Below are 16912 nucleotides of genomic sequence, written 5' to 3'. Positions count from 1 at the left end.
TCCTTTGATGAACTGATTCAGTTCAGCTAACGAATCAAGTGCTCAGGAGAGAGCGTTGATCAGATAATCAAGGTAGCTCTTGAACTCATTGAGAGCCTGAGCACTCATGTCGCGAGGAGCGCATGCGCGATCGCGGGTGTAGGTCAGAGCTTCGATGTAAGCGTTGGTCGGCAGACCCAAGGTGCGATACACCTCACGGGCGCCAGCAATACCCCACTCATCGAGGGGGCCAGTGCCACCAACGATCAGGCAGTAGTTGATGAGGCGCAGATAGTGGCCGAGGTCGCGATAGCACTTGTCAATCTTGACCTGGCTGTCACCAGCTTCACCGGGTTGCTTCAGATAGGAGTACTTGTTGAAGCAGGCATCGCCCGCTTCACGAGTGACGTTATCCAAGCCGGCAGCCAGCTTTTCAGCGGCTTCCAGGCGAGCTGCGGCACGCTGAATGTTGCCCTGAACAGCCTCAAGGTCGTTCTGGGAAGGGAAGCGACCTGCTGCATCGGCAGCGGTCACGACGGTGGTCACAACGGATTTCATTTGAGATCCTTAGGAATGGTGGTGCTGTGAGTAGGGAAAGAAGTCGGGACCGATCAGCTGATGGCGCCGATCACGCGGTCGAAGTAAGAACCAGCTTCTGCAACCAGAGCAGAGCAATCGCCCTGAGTGGTTTCCATCTTGCGGTACTTGGCACCGCCGCTGGCAGGGGAGTTGGTCTGACCAATCAGAGCAGTCGCGGCGGACTTCATGATGGCCACAGCACGGGCAGCGGACTGGGTGGGAACACCCAGAGCGATGTAGGTCTCTTTCAGGCCGTTGAGGCAACGATCATCGAGCACGGAAGCATCGCCAGCCAGAAGGGCATAGCTGATGTAACGAAGCACGATCTCGCCATCGCGCAGGCATGCAGCCATGCGGCGAGTGGGATAGCAGTTGCCACCGGCTTGAATCAGGCCGGTGTTTTCGCAAATCATGCCGGTGACTGCATCAGAAACGATGCAGTAGGCGTTGGAGGTGATGGCGTTAACAGCATCAAGGCGCTTGTTGCCATCACGCACATAGGAGCGGAGGCTAGCGAGGTCGCTACCACCCACCGGTGCAGTTTTGGCGTCAGCGCTGACGACTGTGCGGGAAAATGCGTCGAGCATTGGGGGCCAGACAGTTTTAGGGGAAAAGCTTCTAATACCGCTGGGGGTAACCACACCGAATGGAATGGAGTCCCCAAGTGGGAAGCGCTCTGCAAAGCTAAGCCCATCAACCGAGGGCCCCACTGGGATCCAAGGGTTACGCAAGAGTTTGTCACCTTGGCCCTTGGGACGACCTGGACCACAGCGTTGCCTGCAAACCACAAAGCGAGGGCAAAGCCCAGTGCTCAACGGCAGTCTGAGCTGTTGAAGCTGGGCTCTGATCACGACATCAGCCAATGCGTGCAGCTACCGACCCAAGACTGAATAATGTTTCGAGCGCCAACGCTCGAGGTTTAAGCTTCAAAAAATCGATCACCTAAAGGATGACGAACGTTCCATCTGACACGCCAACAGCTCAGGAACTTCAAGAATCGATTGATGAGCTCTCTGCCTACCGCAATCGCCTTTATCAAGATGTTGTCAATCTGGGGCAAAAGCTTCGTCTTTCCCAGAAAAAAATTGATGCAACAGTTGCTGAGCACCCTGAATTACAGAAAATTGACGCCATCCTTGATCAGCTAGCTACCCAAAAGAAGGCTACTGAATCTTGAGCTTCCAGCCGCATATACCAGCGACCTTGCATTGGATTAAAAGCAACTGGCAAACATGAAATCCATCCCCTTACCACCCATGACGATGGCTGACTTCTTTGAAGCCAGCAGGGGAACATGGCTAAACAGAAGAGCAGTCCATCATTTGGATTTCCAAGATGATGAAGCAGCCGACTCTAATTTAATTATTGAACCCTTTAATGCAGATGATCCTGCCGTAGAAAGCATCTGCGCAGCTCTCAACATCAGTTCTACTGAAAGCAGTGGCGGAGCAAGATTCTGGTGGGAAAGCAACATTAAAAAAGGAGTCAGGAATGACGACTACGCGGCTGTTGTGATTGACGTGCCAAATACAAGCAATCCAAGAAAGGGGTATTTGCTCAGAGACGTGGGATATGTTGAGAAGCAATCTGTACTTAGTACTTACGACTTTGCAGACGATGGAATTCTAACAATCACAACTCGTTATGATACCAACGTAGGGGTTGAGAGATGCTGGTTTGTCACTGACCAAGTACGCATGCGCGTCAGCTCTGTTCAGTGCCTTGACGGAGTTTCAATGACAACTTACTGCACTGAATTTCGCTGTCCAAGCGATGAAGACATCCGATCAATTGCCATGCAAGCACAAAGCTTGAAGGCCAATACTCCTGCACCCATCATCTGAAGATGTTCGACCCATTCCTGGATCAGCTACACAGCGACTTAATGGAGAAAGGTGCTACGGCCCTTGAGATTCCTTCAGGATTAGAACGCTCTGAATCCCAAAACGGCAAAAGCACAATACAAAGCTGGCTTTGGCAGCTCCCTGGATTCAGGCGCTGGCGGGTCACCAGAATGGATGCAGGCGACAGCCTCCAAGTCCTCAATTCAGTTGCCTACCCAGACCTTAATAATGATCAACCCTTGATGGGTGTGGATCTGCTGTGGTTTGGCGCCAGAAAGAAACTTGTTGCTGTTCTGGATTTTCAACCACTTACTCAGAAGCCAGATTATCTAGATCGTCACCTGGTGGAATTAAAAAATCTCCACCAGCAGTTCCCAGAACTAAGCGGGGAAGAAACGATGCGTTCCTTCGACCCAAATCAATATTTCTCCCCCTATTTACTGTTCTGTCGTGGTGGAGCAGAACAAGCTGAGCAATCACTCCCTCAAGCTTTCAATGCCTTTTTAGATAGCTACTGGCAATTGACAGCTCGATCGCAAGCTGGGCAATCAGAGATTTCTCCTGCAGAAGTCCAAGAACTCCAGTGTGCTTACAACAAGTACAGCGCTGAGCGGGATCCTGCCCATGGACTGTTCACAAGCCACTTTGGTAATGAATGGTCAGACCGCTTTCTTCACGAATTTCTCTTCCCCACATCAACGCAATGAGCCCGTCACGCCTGAGCAGCCTTGAGCCTCTCACGATCGATCACTGGCGCTGGCAACCATTTTTGGATCATGCATGCGCAGCGTTAGAACCTTTTGGGTTGCAGCCTTACCCAATTGAGCCGGAGTTTCTGCTGCAAACAAGTGAAACGGGTTCTAAAAGCAAGCCGATCCATGTGACGACAGCAACCTGGGCCTGCAGCAGCAGAAAACTGCGACAAATTCGTGCTGCTTGCGTGGAGGCAGGGTCAGCAGCCTCAGTGCTGAATTTTGTGGTCAATCCGAGCACCAGCTACGACCTGCCGTTTTTCGGTGCCGATCTGGTGACCCTGCCAGCGGGTCATCTGCTGGCCCTCGACCTTCAGCCAGCCTTGAAAACAGACGCCCAGCACACCAAGGCTGTTTGGGAAAGGCTGATGCCGATTTTCGAGCGCTGGCAACAACGCCTCCCTGGCGGCGGCCCCATCCCCGAAGAAGCGCAACCGTATTTCTCTCCTGGCTTCCTCTGGACTCGCATCCCGCTCGGGGATGAGGGCGATGCCCTGATCGAGGAAGCCGTCAAGCCAGCCTTCCGCGACTACCTCGAGCTCTACCTCCAATTGGTGCAGGAAGCGGAGGAGGTGAGCCAAGAGCGCAGCGCTGAACTCCTGGCTGGGCAAAAGCGCTACACGACCTACCGAGCCGAAAAAGATCCCGCCCGCGGCATGTTGACTCGCTTCCACGGCTCTGAATGGACCGAGGAGTACATCCATGGGGTGCTTTTCGATCTGGATAAGAACCGGACATAACGCGTCAAACGAGGCCAAAAACAAGGCCCAGACAGCAATGTTGGCTGCCGACATCAATTAAACATTGTGAACAGGCTTCCAGTGTCAGAGGAGTCATTGGTCAGAATCCCCCCTGTGACGGGATGGGTACGCCCCCCGGCCGTCCCCACCCCAAAGTCGCTAAGACTTCCTCTCCAGAAGTAGCCCCCAAGGAGTTTCCCCAAATGTTCGACGCCTTCACCAAGGTCGTTGCCCAGGCCGACGCCCGGGGCCAGTTCATCGGCACCGGTGAAATTGACGCCCTAGCCGCAATGGTTGCTGACAGCAACAAGCGCCTGGATGCAGTGAACCGCATCAGCAGCAACGCTTCCGCCATCGTCGCCAACGCTGCTCGCGATCTGTTTGCTCAGCAGCCTGCCCTGATTGCTCCTGGCGGCAATGCCTACACCTCTCGCCGCATGGCTGCTTGCCTGCGTGACATGGAGATCATTCTCCGATACGTCACCTATGCAGTCTTCTCCGGGGATGCATCCGTCCTTGAGGACCGCTGCCTCAATGGTTTGCGTGAAACCTATTTGGCCCTTGGCACTCCTGGTGCTTCGGTTGCCTCAGCCGTGAACCTGATGAAGGAAGCCGCTGTGAACCTCGTCAATGACCGCGATGGAATCACCCAGGGTGACTGCACCGCCCTCGCTAGCGAAATCGGCACCTACTTCGACCGTGCTGCCGCTGCTGTGGCCTGAGCCTGAGCTGATTCATCTCTCTCACAACGCCTTTCCCTAATCATGAAAACCCCCCTCACCGAAGCCGTCTCAGCTGCTGACTCCCAGGGCCGCTTCCTCAGCAACTCTGAAATCCAGAGTGCTTCTGGCCGCTTCAACCGTGCCAAGGCCAGCCTTGAAGCTGCCAAGGGCCTGACCGCCAAAGCTGATGCTCTGGTGAACGGTGCTGCCCAAGCGGTGTACACCAAGTTCCCCTACACGACTCAGATGCAGGGTGCGAACTATGCAGCCTCTGCTGAAGGCAAGGCCAAGTGCTCCCGCGACGTGGGCTACTACCTGCGGATGATCACCTACTGCCTGGTGGCTGGTGGCACCGGCCCCATGGACGACTACCTGATCGCTGGTCTCGACGAGATCAACCGCACCTTCGAGCTCTCCCCCTCCTGGTACGTCGAAGCCCTGAACCACATCAAGGCCAACCACGGCCTCAGTGGTGATGCCGCTACCGAAGCCAACAGCTACATCGACTACGCCATCAACGCTCTGGTCTGATCACCACAGCCCATCGGCACAACAAAGCCCCCCTCGTCGAGGGGGGCTTTTTTTTTATGGGTCGGCAGATTCAAGCGGGACCAAGCGAAGCGCTAGGCCTCCGGCACGCCATCCACCGTGGCCGAGAGCAGCGGAGCCACCTCACCACGGCCAAGGGCCATCCAATCGCCCAGCTCTTGCATCAACGCCAGGCAGTCCCCTGAGCGCCCTTGCTGCGCCAGGCTGGTCAATCGGACTTGCATGTCATCCATGCTGAGATGCAGCGCCAGGCACAAGCGCTGCTCCCGGTCCAGGGGAGTGGACCGCTTCGCCATTGGGTTACTTAACTCGTTATCTCAACCTTAAGGACATCTCCGCCTGACTTCCACCCCATGAACGACAACGCCTCAGCAGGCCAACCCATTTCGGAAGCTGAGGCACTTGAGCGGCTCGAGCAACGCGAGGATCCCAGCCAGCGCTATTACGCCGCCTGGTGGCTGGGGCGCATGCGCTGCCAAAACCCCAAGGCCATCAGCCTGCTGATCGACGCCCTGGGCAGTGTGTTGGGCCAACCTGCTAGCCCCGACGACTTGATGGTGGCCCGCAACGCCGCCCGGGCCTTGGGGAAGCTGCAATCACAAGCCGCAATGACGGGTTTGCTGCAGGCGCTGGAGCACAGCGATCACGATTTAAGGGAAGCCGCGGCCCGCTCCCTCGGTGAAAGTGGCGACGCCAAGGCGCTACCCGCCCTGCTGAGCACGCTCAATCGCAGCAGCATTGAGCCCGGTGCAGCGAGCCAGGCGCGCTTGGATCAACCCTGCGAGGCCCTACTCGAGGCGATTGGCTGCTTGGCCAAGGGCAGTCAGGATCCCAGCACCTGCCAAGCACTGCAGCGCTTTTGCCAGCATCCACGGCCGATGGTGCGGAGCGCCGCCTGCCGCGCACTGGTGCTGGTGAGTGGAGATAGCCAGTGGGCCGAGGGAATGTTGAACCTGCTCAACGATCCAGAGCCACTCATTCGCCGCGGCGTCGTAGTGGATTTAGGGGCCAGCGGCTGGCGAGAGGCGGGCGACGCCATCGCCGGCTGCGCAGCTGAAAGCAACATCAAGCTGCTGGCCCTACGGCAATTGCTGGAGCAACCGCTCCACGGCACCGCGCCCTCAGCGCTGGGCGAGCACGAGCGCCACTTGTTGAACCTGATGGATGGTTTGCTGTGAGTCAGGGCAACGCCGAAGCACTGCAAACCCAGCTGCTGGCCATTGAGCAGGCCGCCACCCGCCAGGCCTTGGCCGATGCCAGCGCCCAGCTGGTGGCCTTGATGCCGCAATTGGGCAGCGAACCGGAGCTGCAGGCGCAAGCGATCAGCTGCTGCATCGATCTGCTGAAAGCCAACAACCCCGCTGCCGCCCTGCAGGCCCTGCGCGGCTTGATCGGCTGCGGAGCAGCTGCGGTTGAACCGTTGCTCAACAGCCTGGATGAACGCAACTACGGCGCCCGCGCTTGGACGGTACGTGCCCTCTCCGCGATCCAAGACCCCCGTGGCCTTGAGGTGCTGCAACGGGCCGTGGCCAATGACATCGGCCCCAGCGTTCGCCAAGCCGCGGCCTATGGCCTGGGCCGCTTGCAAGGCCATGACGAGAACGTGCTGCGGCCATGCATGGAGAGCCTGGAGCTGGCCTGCAGCGATAGCGAGTGGTCGGTGCGCTACGCCGCGGTGGCCGCCCTTGAGCAACGGCTTCAGCAGGGCTTGCCCTCCGATCTGGAGCGCCAGGCACGTGCCCTGCTGCAGCACAGGAGCCAACAGGACATGGACGATACGCTCGTCGTTCGTTTGCGCGCGCTTCTCGCCCTCGAGCGCCTGGCTGCATGAGCTCCCAACCCACCCGCGTTCTGTTTGTTTGCCTCGGCAACATCTGCCGCTCACCGGCTGCTGAAGGGGTGTTTCTCGATTTACTGGAGCGTGAAAACCTCAGCGCTGCCTTTGAGGTGGATTCCGCTGGCACCGGGAACTGGCATGTGGGCAAACGCGCCGACCCTCGGATGCGCGCTGCGGCCGAACGCCGCGGCATCGAGCTACCGAGCCGCGCCCGTCAAATCGAGCCCGAAGACCTGAGCCGCTTTGATTGGATCATCACCATGGATGACAGCAATCTGGCCAACGTGCGGGCCCTCGATCCCAGTGGCAGCAGCCACGACCGCATCGTGCCGCTCACCAGCCACTGCAGCCGCCACGAGGCCAGCGAGGTGCCCGACCCCTACTACGGCGGTGAGCAGGGCTTTGAGCATGTACTCGATTTGCTCGAAGATGCCTGCAGCGGCCTGCTCAAGCGCCTGCGTTGAGCGCCTCCACAGGCACGCGCTCGCGGAAGAGGGCCACGATCTGAGCCACCACCTCATCAATGCTGAGGCCATCACTGAGCAACTCCACCGCGTCACTGGCTTGACGCAACGGAGCTACCTCGCGGGTTGAATCCTGGTGGTCGCGATCAGCGATCTCCTGCTCCAGCTGGCTGAGCTCCGGCACCGGTAACCCGCGGGTCGTTAGATCAGCCGCGCGCCGGCGTGCCCGCTCCGCCACGGTGGCCGTCAAATAGATCTTCAACTCGGCATCGGGGAACACGGCGGTGCCGATGTCGCGGCCTTCGGCCACCAGCCCACCTTGTTGACCCAATTGCTGCTGCTGCTGCGTCAGGGCTCCGCGCACTGAGGGCAGGGCGGCGACCGCTGACACCGAGGCCGTCACCTCGGCGGTGCGGATCGCACTGGTGGCATCGATGCCATTGACCAGCAGGGTTTGCTCCGCGCCGCTGGCAGGGCCAAAGCGCAACTCCAATTCAGCCAACAGCGCTTGCAGGGCCTCACCCTCTTGGGGCGCGACGCCCCGTTGTTGCAGCAGCCAGGTCACACCGCGATACATGGCGCCGGTGTCGAGGTAGGTGAGCCCCAACTGGCGAGCCACCTGACGGGTCACGGTGCTCTTACCGGCACCGGCGGGACCATCGATAGCAAGGATTGGCAAACGGCTCATGAGGACGCGGTGATCGATCAGGCGGGCCTCGCCGCAGCGGACAGCAGCCGCCAACAACGCAGGTCCTGTGACCTGCTCCAGCACTTGCAGCCGGGGCAGATCCACCAGCTGCAGATAATCCACAGCCAAGCCGCCATCTTCCATCAAGGCGCGCACGACCCGAAGCAAGGGCTTCGCCTGCCGCTGGCCGGCATCCAACAGTTGTTGCCCCCGCGCCAAGGCCTGCGGCAGTAGCGCGGCCTGCTGACGCTGCGCGGCGCTGAGATAGGCGTTGCGAGAACTCAAGGGCAACCCATCGCGCTCGCGCAGGGTGGGGCAGGGAACGATCTGCACTGGCCAGCGCAGATCACGCACCAAGCGGCGCAGCACCTGGAGCTGCTGCCAATCCTTTTCACCGAGATGCAGATGGCTGGGCTGCACCAGAGCCAGCAAGCGGCTCACCACGGTGCACACCCCTTCGAAATGGCCTGGACGGCTTGGACCGCAAAGATTGGCCACCAGCTCGGGCGCCGGGGCCAATTGAGTTAATCCCGCAGCCCCAGCAGGGAAGAGGTCCTCAATCTGGGGTGCCCACAGGGCATCGGCACCAGCCTCCAACGCCAGGGCATGGTCGTCCTGCAAGCGGCGCGGGTAGCGGGCGAAATCCTCGTTCGGAGCGAACTGCAGCGGGTTGACGAACACGCTGACCAACACCCGTCCGCCCTGCTTCCTGGCGGCTCGAATCAAGGCCGCATGGCCCTGGTGCAACGCCCCCATGGTGGGAACCAAATGCAGTGGGCCCGGCGCAGTCGACTGCAGCCACTGCTGCAAATCCGCTGAGGTTTGAAGCTTCAACGCTCACATCAGCGCTTGGGCGCCTCTACTGCAGCACCTCGAGTTTGACCTGGGCAATGCCGCTGTGGAACAGGCCCAACTCTTCAGCGGCGCCATGGCCTAAATCAATCACGCGCTGACCGACATAGGGACCGCGGTCATTAATCCGCACCACAGCGCTGCGGCCATTCCAGAGGTTGGTCACCCGCACACGGGTGCCAAAAGGCAAGGTGCGGTGGGCGGCCGTCATCGTGCCGGGGCGATAAATCTCACCATTGGCGGTGAGATTGCCGAAAAAGCCAGGGCCATACCAACTGGCCTCACCTTCACTGGTGGAACGCACCAGGGGCTGCTGGACAGCAGCTTCTCGCGCTGCGGTGAGCTTCAGCAGGGGCTCGGTCAGCTCCTGAGCAAGCGCAGCCGGCTGCAGCGGCAGGGCGACCAGGGCCGCTGAAACAACCAAGCGATGGAGCGTCAAGACAGTCATTACAAACGGAACCGGAGCGCATGCAGTAGCCGCCTGAAAAGGCGCATTTGCAAAACAACTTCCCTGAGCTGAATCGGTGATTCAGCGATTCCTCAAGGCGGTAAAAAGCGATCAAAACGTAATGGAGAGCAGCACACGGTTCCACACACCCAACCGAATCAGTCGTTGATCAGAAAATCCAATCTCCTCCCAGTTCCCTTGCCACCGCAGACAACTCGCCGAAAAAACGGAGCGCCTCTGATCAGCAACAGCAATCTCCCAAATCAGCCAGCCTTATCGGACAGGCCTTGCGCGACGATGGGATTAACGGCAGCAGCCTGAGGAGATGGATTACAAGAGCGCCGGCGTTGACGTTGAAGCCGGACGCCATTTCGTTGAACGCATCCGCACCAGCGTGGAGGCCACCCACCGCCCAGAAGTCCTTGGAGGACTAGGGGGCTTTGGGGGCCTCTGCCGCCTGCCGGCCGGGCTGGAACAACCCTTGCTGGTGGCTGGAACCGATGGCGTGGGCACCAAGCTGGAACTCGCCCAGGACTGCGGCCGCCACCACGGCGTGGGGATTGACCTGGTGGCGATGTGCGCCAACGACGTCATCACTTGCGGCGCCGAGCCGCTGTTTTTTCTTGACTACATCGCCACAGGCAAGCTCAGCCCGGCCGCCATGGCCGAAGTGGTGGAAGGAATCGCCAGCGGCTGCAGCCAAAGCGGTTGCAGCCTGCTGGGGGGCGAAACCGCTGAAATGCCTGGCTTCTATCCGGCCGGTCGCTACGACCTGGCGGGCTTCTGTGTGGCCGTTGTCGATGAGCCGCGACTGATTGATGGCCGCACCATTCAGGCCGGTGATCAGCTGCTGGCCATCGCCAGCAGTGGCGTTCACAGCAATGGCTTCAGCCTGGTGCGGCGCATCTTGGAAGCCAATCAGGTTCCGCTGGAAACCAGCCAAGCGGCCCTGGGTGGCCGCAGCGCAGCAGAAGCCCTGCTGGAGCCAACCCTGCTGTACGCCCCACTGGTGAAGGCCCTGCTGCAGAGATCAGAGCTGGAGCTTCGGGGCATGGCCCACATCACAGGCGGCGGATTGCCCGAGAACCTGCCGCGGGCCCTGCCCCAAGGGCTGGCCGCTCAAATCGATCCGGGCAGCTGGCAGAGGCCAGCACTGTTCCGCTGGCTGCAGGAGCTGGGATCGGTGCCGGAGCGCGACCTCTGGCACACCTTCAACCTGGGTGTTGGCTACGTGGTGGTGCTGCCTGAAAGCAGCTGCCAGCAGGCGCTTGAAGTGGTGCACAACAGTGGCTTTACAGGCTGGATTTGCGGCGAAATCGTTGCTGGTCAGGGGGTTCTTGGCCTGCCGGCAGGGGCCTAAAGAAGGCTGCAGCTCGACAGGGCTGGCAAGATGGGCGGCAAAGAGAAAAACAGTCGTCTTTGTTACGTGCCTTTTAACGAGTCCAATCGCTTAACCCGTCGCCGTAGTTCTGCTGGTCCAACCCCCCCGAATCGCCCTCAACGCTTCGGAGCCGAGGGGTATCACCGCAGCGGTCCACGCGCCACTTACCTAACGCTTCCCGACCACGGCAAAGTCTTTGTCGCTGATCTGCCGCAGATGTCGGATGGTCAGCTGCAAAACGTCGGCCGCGAAGCCGCCGATGTGTTCGAAAGCCTCGAGCGCCGCATCGCTGATCTCGAGCAACAACTCGGCAGCAACCCCAGCGACGACAGCATCATTCGGGCGCGCACCAAACGCGATGTCACCGACCGTTTTCTGCGAGCGATCAGCCAAGAGCAGGAGCGTCGCCGCGAAAACCCCCACTTGCAAGCGGCAGCTGGCGAGTCCCTGGCACGGGCCTTTCTGGAGCTGGCGCGCCACCGCCTGCCCGGCGCCACCTTTGATTCACTGCTGCAAGAAGCGCTGAACGCCTGCGAGACCCAGCCCGCTGCAGCGCCTCCCCAAGCCAGCCTGCAGAGCATCCCTTCGGAAGCCCTCAGCGAGCCCACCGGAGATGATCCGATGGTGCTGCCTGTGGTGCTTAGCCCCGATCTTTGAGATCGAGCAAACGCGATGCCAGCAGGGCATCAAGCACCGCCACGAGCGCCCCAACACACCAAATCACTCGCCAGAGCTGCTGATCAGCCATCAGTGACAACCCCAGCATCAGCAGGGTGAGCACCACATCGAGGATCAGGGCGCGGCGCAATAGGGGTGGGGGGATCGGCGCCATCAGGAACTGCTGAAGGGGTTGGCCGGCATGCTCACCTTCAGCATGGCAGCGACTTCATCGAGGCGCCGCCGCTCGTCATCGCGCAGCGAGCAGCCCAGAGCTTCACGCACCGCATCCACCTGCTCAACGCGGCGCAATCCCGGAATCGGCATGGCCCCATGGCTGCGGCACCAGCTCAGGGCCAAGGCCGTCTGTGAGATCTGATGGCGCGCAGCCAGTTCAGCCATGAGCGTTTGCAAGGGCTTCAACGCCGGCAATAAACGCCGAAACAAGGTGCCCCGCGGCCCGCTGGGCAGCGGCCCATCGAGGCTCCAGCGGCCACTCAACAGCCCCAAGGCCAAGGGGCTGTAGGCAATCAACTCAATGCCCAGCTCGCGGCACACCTCCAGCACACCACCAGGCGCCAAGGGTTCGGTGGCCAGCAGCGAAAACTGAACCTGAAGGCTGCTGATGCGCAAGCCCCGCTGCTGCAACAGGCCATGCCAGCGGCGCAAACGGCGGGGACCCATGTTGGAAATCCCCAGCTCAGGCACCACGCCCGCCTCGACAAGATCACCGAGACCTTGCAACAGCGGCCCCTCTTGCCACGGGGCATAGCGGGCGGTGCTCCAATGCAGTTGCACCCGATCCAAACGGCCCTTGAGGCGAGCGCGGGAGGCCGCCAAGCCACGGTCAAAGCCGCGACGGCCCCAGCGCCAAGGGAAGGGAGCGAGCTTGGTGGCCACCGTGAGGCCTTGGCGTTGATCGGGGGGCAAGGCAGCGATGGCTTGTCCCAACAAGCGCTCGCTGCGTCCGGCGTAGGCGCCGGTCCCATAGGAATCAGCACTATCGAAAAAACGCACGCCAGCGGCAACCGCCGCGGCCACCGTGGCCTCAATCACCGGATCGTCCCTTTGGGGTTCATACCCCCAAAGGAAGCGATTTCCCCAAGCCCAAGTCCCGGCCCCCACTCCAGGCGCTTCAACCGCCATGATCAACTCCGATCCCGGCACCACCATGCAGGAACCAGCGGGCGCCCCCTCACCAACGCAGCAACCAGCTAGCGATGCCACCGCGAGCGAAGGCGATCGCGTGCTGTGTCAGCACTGCGGACGCACGGCCAACAATGGCCTGAGCTGCATTGGGATGTGCGTCGCTGACAACGACTACTGAGGCGGCCACAATGCAGCACCTGAGCCGGTTGTTGTGAGGAACCAATGGGCCATCGCCATGGCGCTGATGGCGAGTTTGATCGGCCAACCCGCCGCCGCCAAAGGGGACGGTCAACTGGTGCTGGAACCCAAGAGCTGCCAGCGCAGTCGCATGATGAACAAGCTCAAGCGGCAACCCAACCAAGGCCCCTGCGCCCGGGTTGTGATTGAGCAGGTTGATGGCAATTACATCACCATTTCCTTCTTGGCCCGCGGCAGCGAGCGCGGCAGCAGTAACAGCCTCAGCTTGGGGGGAACCACCAGCACACCATTGAGCTGCCGGCTGAACAAATGCCGGCTCACCCAATCGCTGAAGCTGGAGCTCGATAACGCCAAAGAGGTGGCGTACGACAGCGAAGGAAGCGAGAGCTCTCTGCCCAGTGCCTGGCCGGCCGTGGGGAGCTGTCAGCTGAGCCCCACAGCCGTCAGCTGCACAGCTCGGTCCATGTTTAAGGCCAAATGGCAGGCCGAAGCGAGCTTCTAACGCCGCCCCTACTGCTGGGACAGCCCCTCGCCATACCAGGCTTCGCCGAGCTGCCAGCGCAGCAGGGGCCCATCAGAGCTGGCCACCACTTTGAGGTTTTGCCCCTGGCGGCTATAGCCATAAGCGCAATAGCCCGAACCGGTCCCACTGCAAGTGATCAAGGCGGGGATCCGCTGCTTGAGATGGCTCTGGCGAGGCGAGAGCGGCTCACTATCGTTCGCCTCGCTGGACACGCTCCAACCGGTTGTGAGCAGCTGCTGATGCACCTGAGGCATCGGCGTCCCCACCTGCAACGCAGGCGCTTGAGCCATCAACAGCGGGGCCACCAGAACGAGCAGGTCCACGGATGATCCTCATGAGACGCATCCCATTGATGGCCAGGATTTCCGCTAGCTGAAGGGAAAAACAGGTTTTTGTCGCAATTCGGGTCTCAGCTGACCCAAGGCGGCACCCAGATTCGAACTGGGGATAAAGGATTTGCAGTCCTCTGCCTTACCACTTGGCCATGCCGCCGGCCGGGGAGCAAACTCCCGAAAACGGATCGTATCAGCCGCTCCATGCCCACCAATCGCCTGCTGGTGCTGAGCAATGGCCATGGGGAAGACCTCATCGCCCGCCGCATTCTCGAGCCGCTGCAACGGCTCGAGCCCAGCTTGGCCATCGCCGTGCTGCCCCTCGTGGGCCAGGGCAGTAGCTACCGGGAGCTGGACGGCATCAGCGCCATTGGCCCTCGGCTCACCTTGCCCAGCGGCGGCTTTAGCAACCAAAGCGCTGGCGGCTTGGCGCAAGACCTCAAAGCTGGGCTGCTGGGCAACACCTGGAAGCAGTGGCAAAGCCTGCAGCAGTGGAGCCATCAAGGCGGCCGAATCCTGGCGGTGGGCGACCTGCTCCCCTTAGCCATGGCCTGGGCCAGCGGCGTGCCTTACGGCTTCATTGGCACCCCGAAAAGCGATTACACCTGGTGCAGCGGACCAGGATCCGCCTGGCCAGCGGACGCTTACCACCGCTGCAAAGCCAGCGAATGGGATCCCTGGGAATGGGCCTTGATGCAGGGCAGCCACTGCCGGCTGGTGATCTGCCGCGACCGGCTGACGGCGCGGGGCTTGCGTCGCCATGGCGTGCGCGCCCTGGCTCCTGGCAATCCAATGATGGATGGCTTCCTGCCCAGCTCGATCCCCGCTTCGCTAACAGGCCTGCGGCGCCTGCTGCTGCTGCCGGGCTCGCGGGCACCGGAGGCCCGGCGCAACCTGCGGCGCCTGCTCAAAGCGCTGCCGCCATCGAGCGAACATGTGCTGCTGCTGGCCTGCGGACAACAGCCCGATGACGCCAGCCTGCGGGCCCTGATGGAGCCCCTCGGCTACCAAACAACCGAGGTCCCCACCGGCAGCGATGCCGATGCCGCCTGGCGCGGACCCGGCGGCTTGCTGCTGCTGGGCCGCGGCCGCTTTGAAACCTGGGCCCCCTGGGCCGAGCTGGGCCTGGCCTGCGCCGGCACCGCCACCGAACAGTTGGTAGGCCTGGGCTGCCCGGCCCTCTCGCTGCCAGGCCAAGGCCCGCAGTTCAAGCGCGGCTTTGCTGAACGCCAAAGCCGCCTACTGGGCGGGGCCGTGCGGGTGTGCCAGAGCCCCGATGCCTTGGCTACCGGGATGCAGCTCTTGCTCAACGAGCCTCAGCTGCGTGAGGAGCTCGGGCGGATTGGGCGCCGCCGCATGGGGCCAGCCGGCGGCAGCCTGGCCAGCGCCCAAGCGATTCAGCGCCACCTCTTGCCCTAGGCCACTCAGGCGCGGTGCTCAAAAATTGAGCCGTACTGGAAGCGGTCAAGATCGGAGAACACCGGAATGCAGAGGAAGCAGCGCTGCGCCAAGCTCCAGCGCTCCTCGCGCACCAGCATCTGCTCGAGACGGTCACGGGCCGGCAGCAAATAACGCACGTCATTGGCGGCGTAGGCCAGCTGTTGCTCGCTGAGCTCCTCAACCCGGCCCCAATCACTGCTTTGGGCCTGCTTATCGAGGTCCACCCCCACCAGCTCACTCACCACAGCCGCCAACCCATGGCGAGGGCTGTAGGTGCGGGCCAAGCGGCTCGCCACCTTGGTGCAGAAGATCGGATTCACAGCAATCCCTAGACCACTGGCCATGGCCGCCACGTCAAAGCGGGCGTAGTGGAACACCTTCTCGATGCCGGTGGCTTCCATCAGCTCTTTGAGCAGGGGAGCGTCGCTCTGGCCACGGGCAATGCGAATGCAGCACACACGGTCCTGGTCATCGCAGATCTGAACCAGGCAGAGGCGGTCGCGGCCGTGGATGAGGCCCATGGCTTCGGTGTCCACCGCCAAAGCCTTTGCATTTTTGTAATGTGCGAACCACTCAGGGCTGAGATCCCCGTCAAAGACAGCGAAGTGGGTGGGCGAAGCGGGGATGTCTTGAGGCATCGGCAGGGCAAATCAGCCCCAATCTGCCCGATGACCCGGCTATCTCACTTGAAAATCAAAACGAGACTGAGTTAGTGCTCGTTCAGAGCAAAACCACAGGATCGGCCATGTCGCATCGGCGAGCCCAAGCCAACCATGGCTTGAACGACATCAAGCGCTTTTTTGATCAGCCCCCACTGCAGTACCTCGGCCTGGAATTGGCCGTCTGCTGGATCCTCGACTGCCTCTTGGCCGCCGATTCCTATCCAACAGCCCTAATGAATCTGCTGGCTGAGCGCCATCCGCGCCTGCGCCTGTCGGAAACCGTGCTGCAGCAAGCCATTGCCTTCCTTGATCAGCAAGGCGCCATTGGCAGCTACTCCCAGCGCTGCCCCAGCCGCGGTCGCCCCCGCCGCATGCTGCACCTGGAGGAGTCCTACCGCGCAGAAGCTGAAGAGCTCATGCCCGCCTGGCATCGCTGGCTGAAGGACACCGAGTCCACCTCGGCTGCTCCCCAGAAGGTCACAGCTGAAGTGCTGAGCCGTTGAGAATGGCGGGGCTCAAAGCCCCGCAATGGATCCTGTTCTCAGTTCCACCCTGTTGCTCACCTCGCTGATGGGCATTGGCCTGGGTTTCTTTCTCAGGGCCGCCAGCAAGGACCGCACCACCACGGTGGATGTCAACAGCTCCCGGCCTCCTGTGGAGGTTCTCGATGGCCTCAACCACTGGCTGCTAGCCCGCGGCTGGCAAGCCAGTGGCGGCGACCCAGAACGCCAGGTGATGCGCTTTGAAGGCGCTGTGGCCTCCAGCCTGCCGCTCGCTGTGCTGCTAAGCAGCCTGGGTGCCGTGGGTGCCGCGAGCCTGGGGCTTGTGTTGCGTCAGCTGCTCCCCCAACTCGGCTTTTGGCCGCTGCTTCTGGCTCTACTAGGACCCATGGCTGGCCTGCTGTATCGCCGCAAGGCCGAGCGGGTTGAAACCTTTGAACTGCGGCTGATGCCGACCCAGGACTTCTGCCCCACAACCTTGCGGCTCAGGGGGCACCGGGATGAATTGATTGCCGTTGAGCAAGAACTCGGTCGCCCACTGAATCTCCACAGCGACGGCAAGCTGCTGAGTTCACCGGTTTAGCGACACTTCCCTTTGCAAATCAGATTTAACCGG

Annotated in this window: 25 protein-coding genes and 1 tRNA gene; 16 read left to right on the top strand and 10 right to left on the bottom strand. The window is 61.1% G+C overall.

What is annotated here, in order from left to right; translation table 11 throughout:
* Positions 1 to 42 precede the first annotated feature (42 nt).
* Positions 43 to 537: a class 1 C-phycoerythrin subunit alpha gene (gene cpeA / locus SIB46_RS10945; protein WP_186548366.1), complete on the bottom strand. Its 495-nt coding sequence runs from the start codon at positions 535 to 537 to the stop codon at positions 43 to 45.
* Between the two features lie 53 nt (positions 538 to 590).
* A complete protein-coding gene (gene cpeB, locus SIB46_RS10940; RefSeq protein ID WP_186548368.1) occupies positions 591 to 1145 on the bottom strand; it encodes a class 1 C-phycoerythrin subunit beta in 555 nt (184 codons plus the stop codon).
* Positions 1146 to 1507: 362 nt separating this feature from the next.
* Between cpeB and SIB46_RS10935 the strand changes: the two genes are divergently transcribed.
* The 6 genes from SIB46_RS10935 to cpcA all read left to right on the top strand — a co-directional run bounded on the left by SIB46_RS10935 (position 1508) and on the right by cpcA (position 5147).
* Positions 1508 to 1735 carry a hypothetical protein gene (locus SIB46_RS10935; RefSeq protein ID WP_186548369.1) on the top strand — a complete coding sequence of 76 codons (228 nt, stop codon included), beginning with the start codon at positions 1508 to 1510 and terminating at the stop codon, positions 1733 to 1735.
* 85 nt (positions 1736 to 1820) lie between these two features.
* Entirely contained in the window at positions 1821 to 2402 is a 582-nt protein-coding gene (locus tag SIB46_RS10930) for a phycobiliprotein lyase (protein ID WP_413297779.1), read from the top strand.
* A 2-nt stretch (positions 2403 to 2404) separates the two neighbouring features.
* Complete coding sequence (locus SIB46_RS10925) at positions 2405 to 3109, top strand: 15,16-dihydrobiliverdin:ferredoxin oxidoreductase (protein ID WP_413296165.1); 705 nt, start codon at positions 2405 to 2407, stop codon at positions 3107 to 3109.
* Positions 3106 to 3894, top strand: coding sequence for a phycoerythrobilin:ferredoxin oxidoreductase (locus tag SIB46_RS10920; protein WP_413296164.1), 789 nt, complete (start codon positions 3106 to 3108; stop codon positions 3892 to 3894). Before SIB46_RS10925 ends, SIB46_RS10920 begins: the two co-directional genes overlap by 4 nt.
* Positions 3895 to 4097: 203 nt before the next feature.
* Positions 4098 to 4616, top strand: a complete 519-nt coding sequence (locus SIB46_RS10915; protein ID WP_413297778.1) for a phycocyanin subunit beta — start codon at positions 4098 to 4100, stop codon at positions 4614 to 4616.
* A 42-nt stretch (positions 4617 to 4658) separates the two neighbouring features.
* Positions 4659 to 5147, top strand: coding sequence for a phycocyanin subunit alpha (cpcA, locus tag SIB46_RS10910; protein WP_186548379.1), 489 nt, complete (start codon positions 4659 to 4661; stop codon positions 5145 to 5147).
* A gap of 92 nt (positions 5148 to 5239) precedes the next feature.
* Here cpcA and SIB46_RS10905 read toward each other — a convergent pair whose 3' ends face one another.
* The gene (locus SIB46_RS10905) at positions 5240 to 5461 is read right to left on the bottom strand and encodes a hypothetical protein (protein ID WP_413296163.1); all 222 of its coding nucleotides are present in this window, start codon (positions 5459 to 5461) and stop codon (positions 5240 to 5242) included.
* 57 nt (positions 5462 to 5518) lie between these two features.
* Here SIB46_RS10905 and SIB46_RS10900 point away from each other — a divergent pair, with 57 nt between their 5' ends.
* The 3 genes from SIB46_RS10900 to SIB46_RS10890 are packed head-to-tail and all read left to right on the top strand — an operon-like array spanning position 5519 to position 7466.
* Positions 5519 to 6343 carry a HEAT repeat domain-containing protein gene (locus SIB46_RS10900; protein WP_413296162.1) on the top strand — a complete coding sequence of 275 codons (825 nt, stop codon included), beginning with the start codon at positions 5519 to 5521 and terminating at the stop codon, positions 6341 to 6343.
* Positions 6340 to 6996, top strand: a complete 657-nt coding sequence (locus SIB46_RS10895) for a HEAT repeat domain-containing protein (protein ID WP_413296161.1) — start codon at positions 6340 to 6342, stop codon at positions 6994 to 6996. Before SIB46_RS10900 ends, SIB46_RS10895 begins: the two co-directional genes overlap by 4 nt.
* Positions 6993 to 7466, top strand: coding sequence for a low molecular weight protein-tyrosine-phosphatase (locus SIB46_RS10890; protein WP_413296160.1), 474 nt, complete (start codon positions 6993 to 6995; stop codon positions 7464 to 7466). Before SIB46_RS10895 ends, SIB46_RS10890 begins: the two co-directional genes overlap by 4 nt.
* Here SIB46_RS10890 and SIB46_RS10885 read toward each other — a convergent pair.
* Positions 7450 to 8988 (bottom strand): bifunctional pantoate--beta-alanine ligase/(d)CMP kinase, encoded by a 1539-nt coding sequence (locus SIB46_RS10885; RefSeq protein ID WP_413296159.1) that lies wholly within the window; start codon positions 8986 to 8988, stop codon positions 7450 to 7452. The two genes, SIB46_RS10890 and SIB46_RS10885, sit on opposite strands and share 17 nt — an antisense overlap.
* 25 nt (positions 8989 to 9013) lie before the next feature.
* Positions 9014 to 9454: a septal ring lytic transglycosylase RlpA family protein gene (locus SIB46_RS10880; RefSeq protein ID WP_413296158.1), complete on the bottom strand. Its 441-nt coding sequence runs from the start codon at positions 9452 to 9454 to the stop codon at positions 9014 to 9016.
* A 325-nt stretch (positions 9455 to 9779) separates the two neighbouring features.
* Here SIB46_RS10880 and purM point away from each other — a divergent pair, with 325 nt between their 5' ends.
* Both purM and SIB46_RS10870 read left to right on the top strand, forming a co-directional pair.
* Positions 9780 to 10814, top strand: a complete 1035-nt coding sequence (purM, locus tag SIB46_RS10875; RefSeq protein ID WP_413296157.1) for a phosphoribosylformylglycinamidine cyclo-ligase — start codon at positions 9780 to 9782, stop codon at positions 10812 to 10814.
* A 66-nt stretch (positions 10815 to 10880) separates the two neighbouring features.
* Entirely contained in the window at positions 10881 to 11492 is a 612-nt protein-coding gene (locus SIB46_RS10870) for a histidine phosphotransferase (protein ID WP_413297776.1), read from the top strand.
* Here SIB46_RS10870 and SIB46_RS10865 read toward each other — a convergent pair.
* Both SIB46_RS10865 and SIB46_RS10860 read right to left on the bottom strand, forming a co-directional pair.
* Positions 11476 to 11667 carry a hypothetical protein gene (locus SIB46_RS10865; RefSeq protein ID WP_413296156.1) on the bottom strand — a complete coding sequence of 64 codons (192 nt, stop codon included), beginning with the start codon at positions 11665 to 11667 and terminating at the stop codon, positions 11476 to 11478. The genes SIB46_RS10870 and SIB46_RS10865 overlap by 17 nt on opposite strands.
* Positions 11667 to 12638: an aldo/keto reductase gene (locus SIB46_RS10860; protein WP_413296155.1), complete on the bottom strand. Its 972-nt coding sequence runs from the start codon at positions 12636 to 12638 to the stop codon at positions 11667 to 11669. The genes SIB46_RS10865 and SIB46_RS10860 overlap by 1 nt, the downstream gene beginning before the upstream one ends.
* Here SIB46_RS10860 and SIB46_RS10855 point away from each other — a divergent pair.
* Together SIB46_RS10855 and SIB46_RS10850 are read left to right on the top strand one after the other, a co-directional pair.
* Complete coding sequence (locus tag SIB46_RS10855; RefSeq protein ID WP_413296154.1) at positions 12637 to 12819, top strand: hypothetical protein; 183 nt, start codon at positions 12637 to 12639, stop codon at positions 12817 to 12819. The genes SIB46_RS10860 and SIB46_RS10855 overlap by 2 nt on opposite strands.
* Before the next feature lie 33 nt (positions 12820 to 12852).
* A complete protein-coding gene (locus tag SIB46_RS10850; RefSeq protein ID WP_413296153.1) occupies positions 12853 to 13341 on the top strand; it encodes a hypothetical protein in 489 nt (162 codons plus the stop codon).
* 8 nt (positions 13342 to 13349) lie between these two features.
* Here SIB46_RS10850 and SIB46_RS10845 read toward each other — a convergent pair whose 3' ends face one another.
* Together SIB46_RS10845 and SIB46_RS10840 are read right to left on the bottom strand one after the other, a co-directional pair.
* Positions 13350 to 13685: a hypothetical protein gene (locus SIB46_RS10845; RefSeq protein ID WP_413296152.1), complete on the bottom strand. Its 336-nt coding sequence runs from the start codon at positions 13683 to 13685 to the stop codon at positions 13350 to 13352.
* 98 nt (positions 13686 to 13783) lie between these two features.
* Positions 13784 to 13854, bottom strand: a tRNA-Cys gene (locus SIB46_RS10840).
* 44 nt (positions 13855 to 13898) lie between these two features.
* Here SIB46_RS10840 and SIB46_RS10835 point away from each other — a divergent pair.
* The gene (locus SIB46_RS10835; RefSeq protein ID WP_413296151.1) at positions 13899 to 15113 is read left to right on the top strand and encodes a lipid-A-disaccharide synthase-related protein; all 1215 of its coding nucleotides are present in this window, start codon (positions 13899 to 13901) and stop codon (positions 15111 to 15113) included.
* A 5-nt stretch (positions 15114 to 15118) separates the two neighbouring features.
* Here SIB46_RS10835 and SIB46_RS10830 read toward each other — a convergent pair whose 3' ends face one another.
* Positions 15119 to 15772 carry a ribonuclease D gene (locus SIB46_RS10830; protein WP_413296150.1) on the bottom strand — a complete coding sequence of 218 codons (654 nt, stop codon included), beginning with the start codon at positions 15770 to 15772 and terminating at the stop codon, positions 15119 to 15121.
* Positions 15773 to 15879: 107 nt separating this feature from the next.
* Here SIB46_RS10830 and SIB46_RS10825 point away from each other — a divergent pair, with 107 nt between their 5' ends.
* Positions 15880 to 16299 carry a Pex protein gene (locus SIB46_RS10825; protein WP_011936494.1) on the top strand — a complete coding sequence of 140 codons (420 nt, stop codon included), beginning with the start codon at positions 15880 to 15882 and terminating at the stop codon, positions 16297 to 16299.
* Between the two features lie 25 nt (positions 16300 to 16324).
* Entirely contained in the window at positions 16325 to 16879 is a 555-nt protein-coding gene (locus SIB46_RS10820) for a cofactor assembly of complex C subunit B (RefSeq protein ID WP_413296149.1), read from the top strand.
* The last annotated feature ends 33 nt before the right edge of the window (positions 16880 to 16912 follow it).

It is taken from the genome of Synechococcus sp. MIT S9452 (assembly GCF_047304245.1).
GTDB lineage: Bacteria > Cyanobacteriota > Cyanobacteriia > PCC-6307 > Cyanobiaceae > RCC307.
Note: the sequence above shows the minus strand (reverse complement) of the source record. Positions and strands in the feature narration are given on the sequence as shown.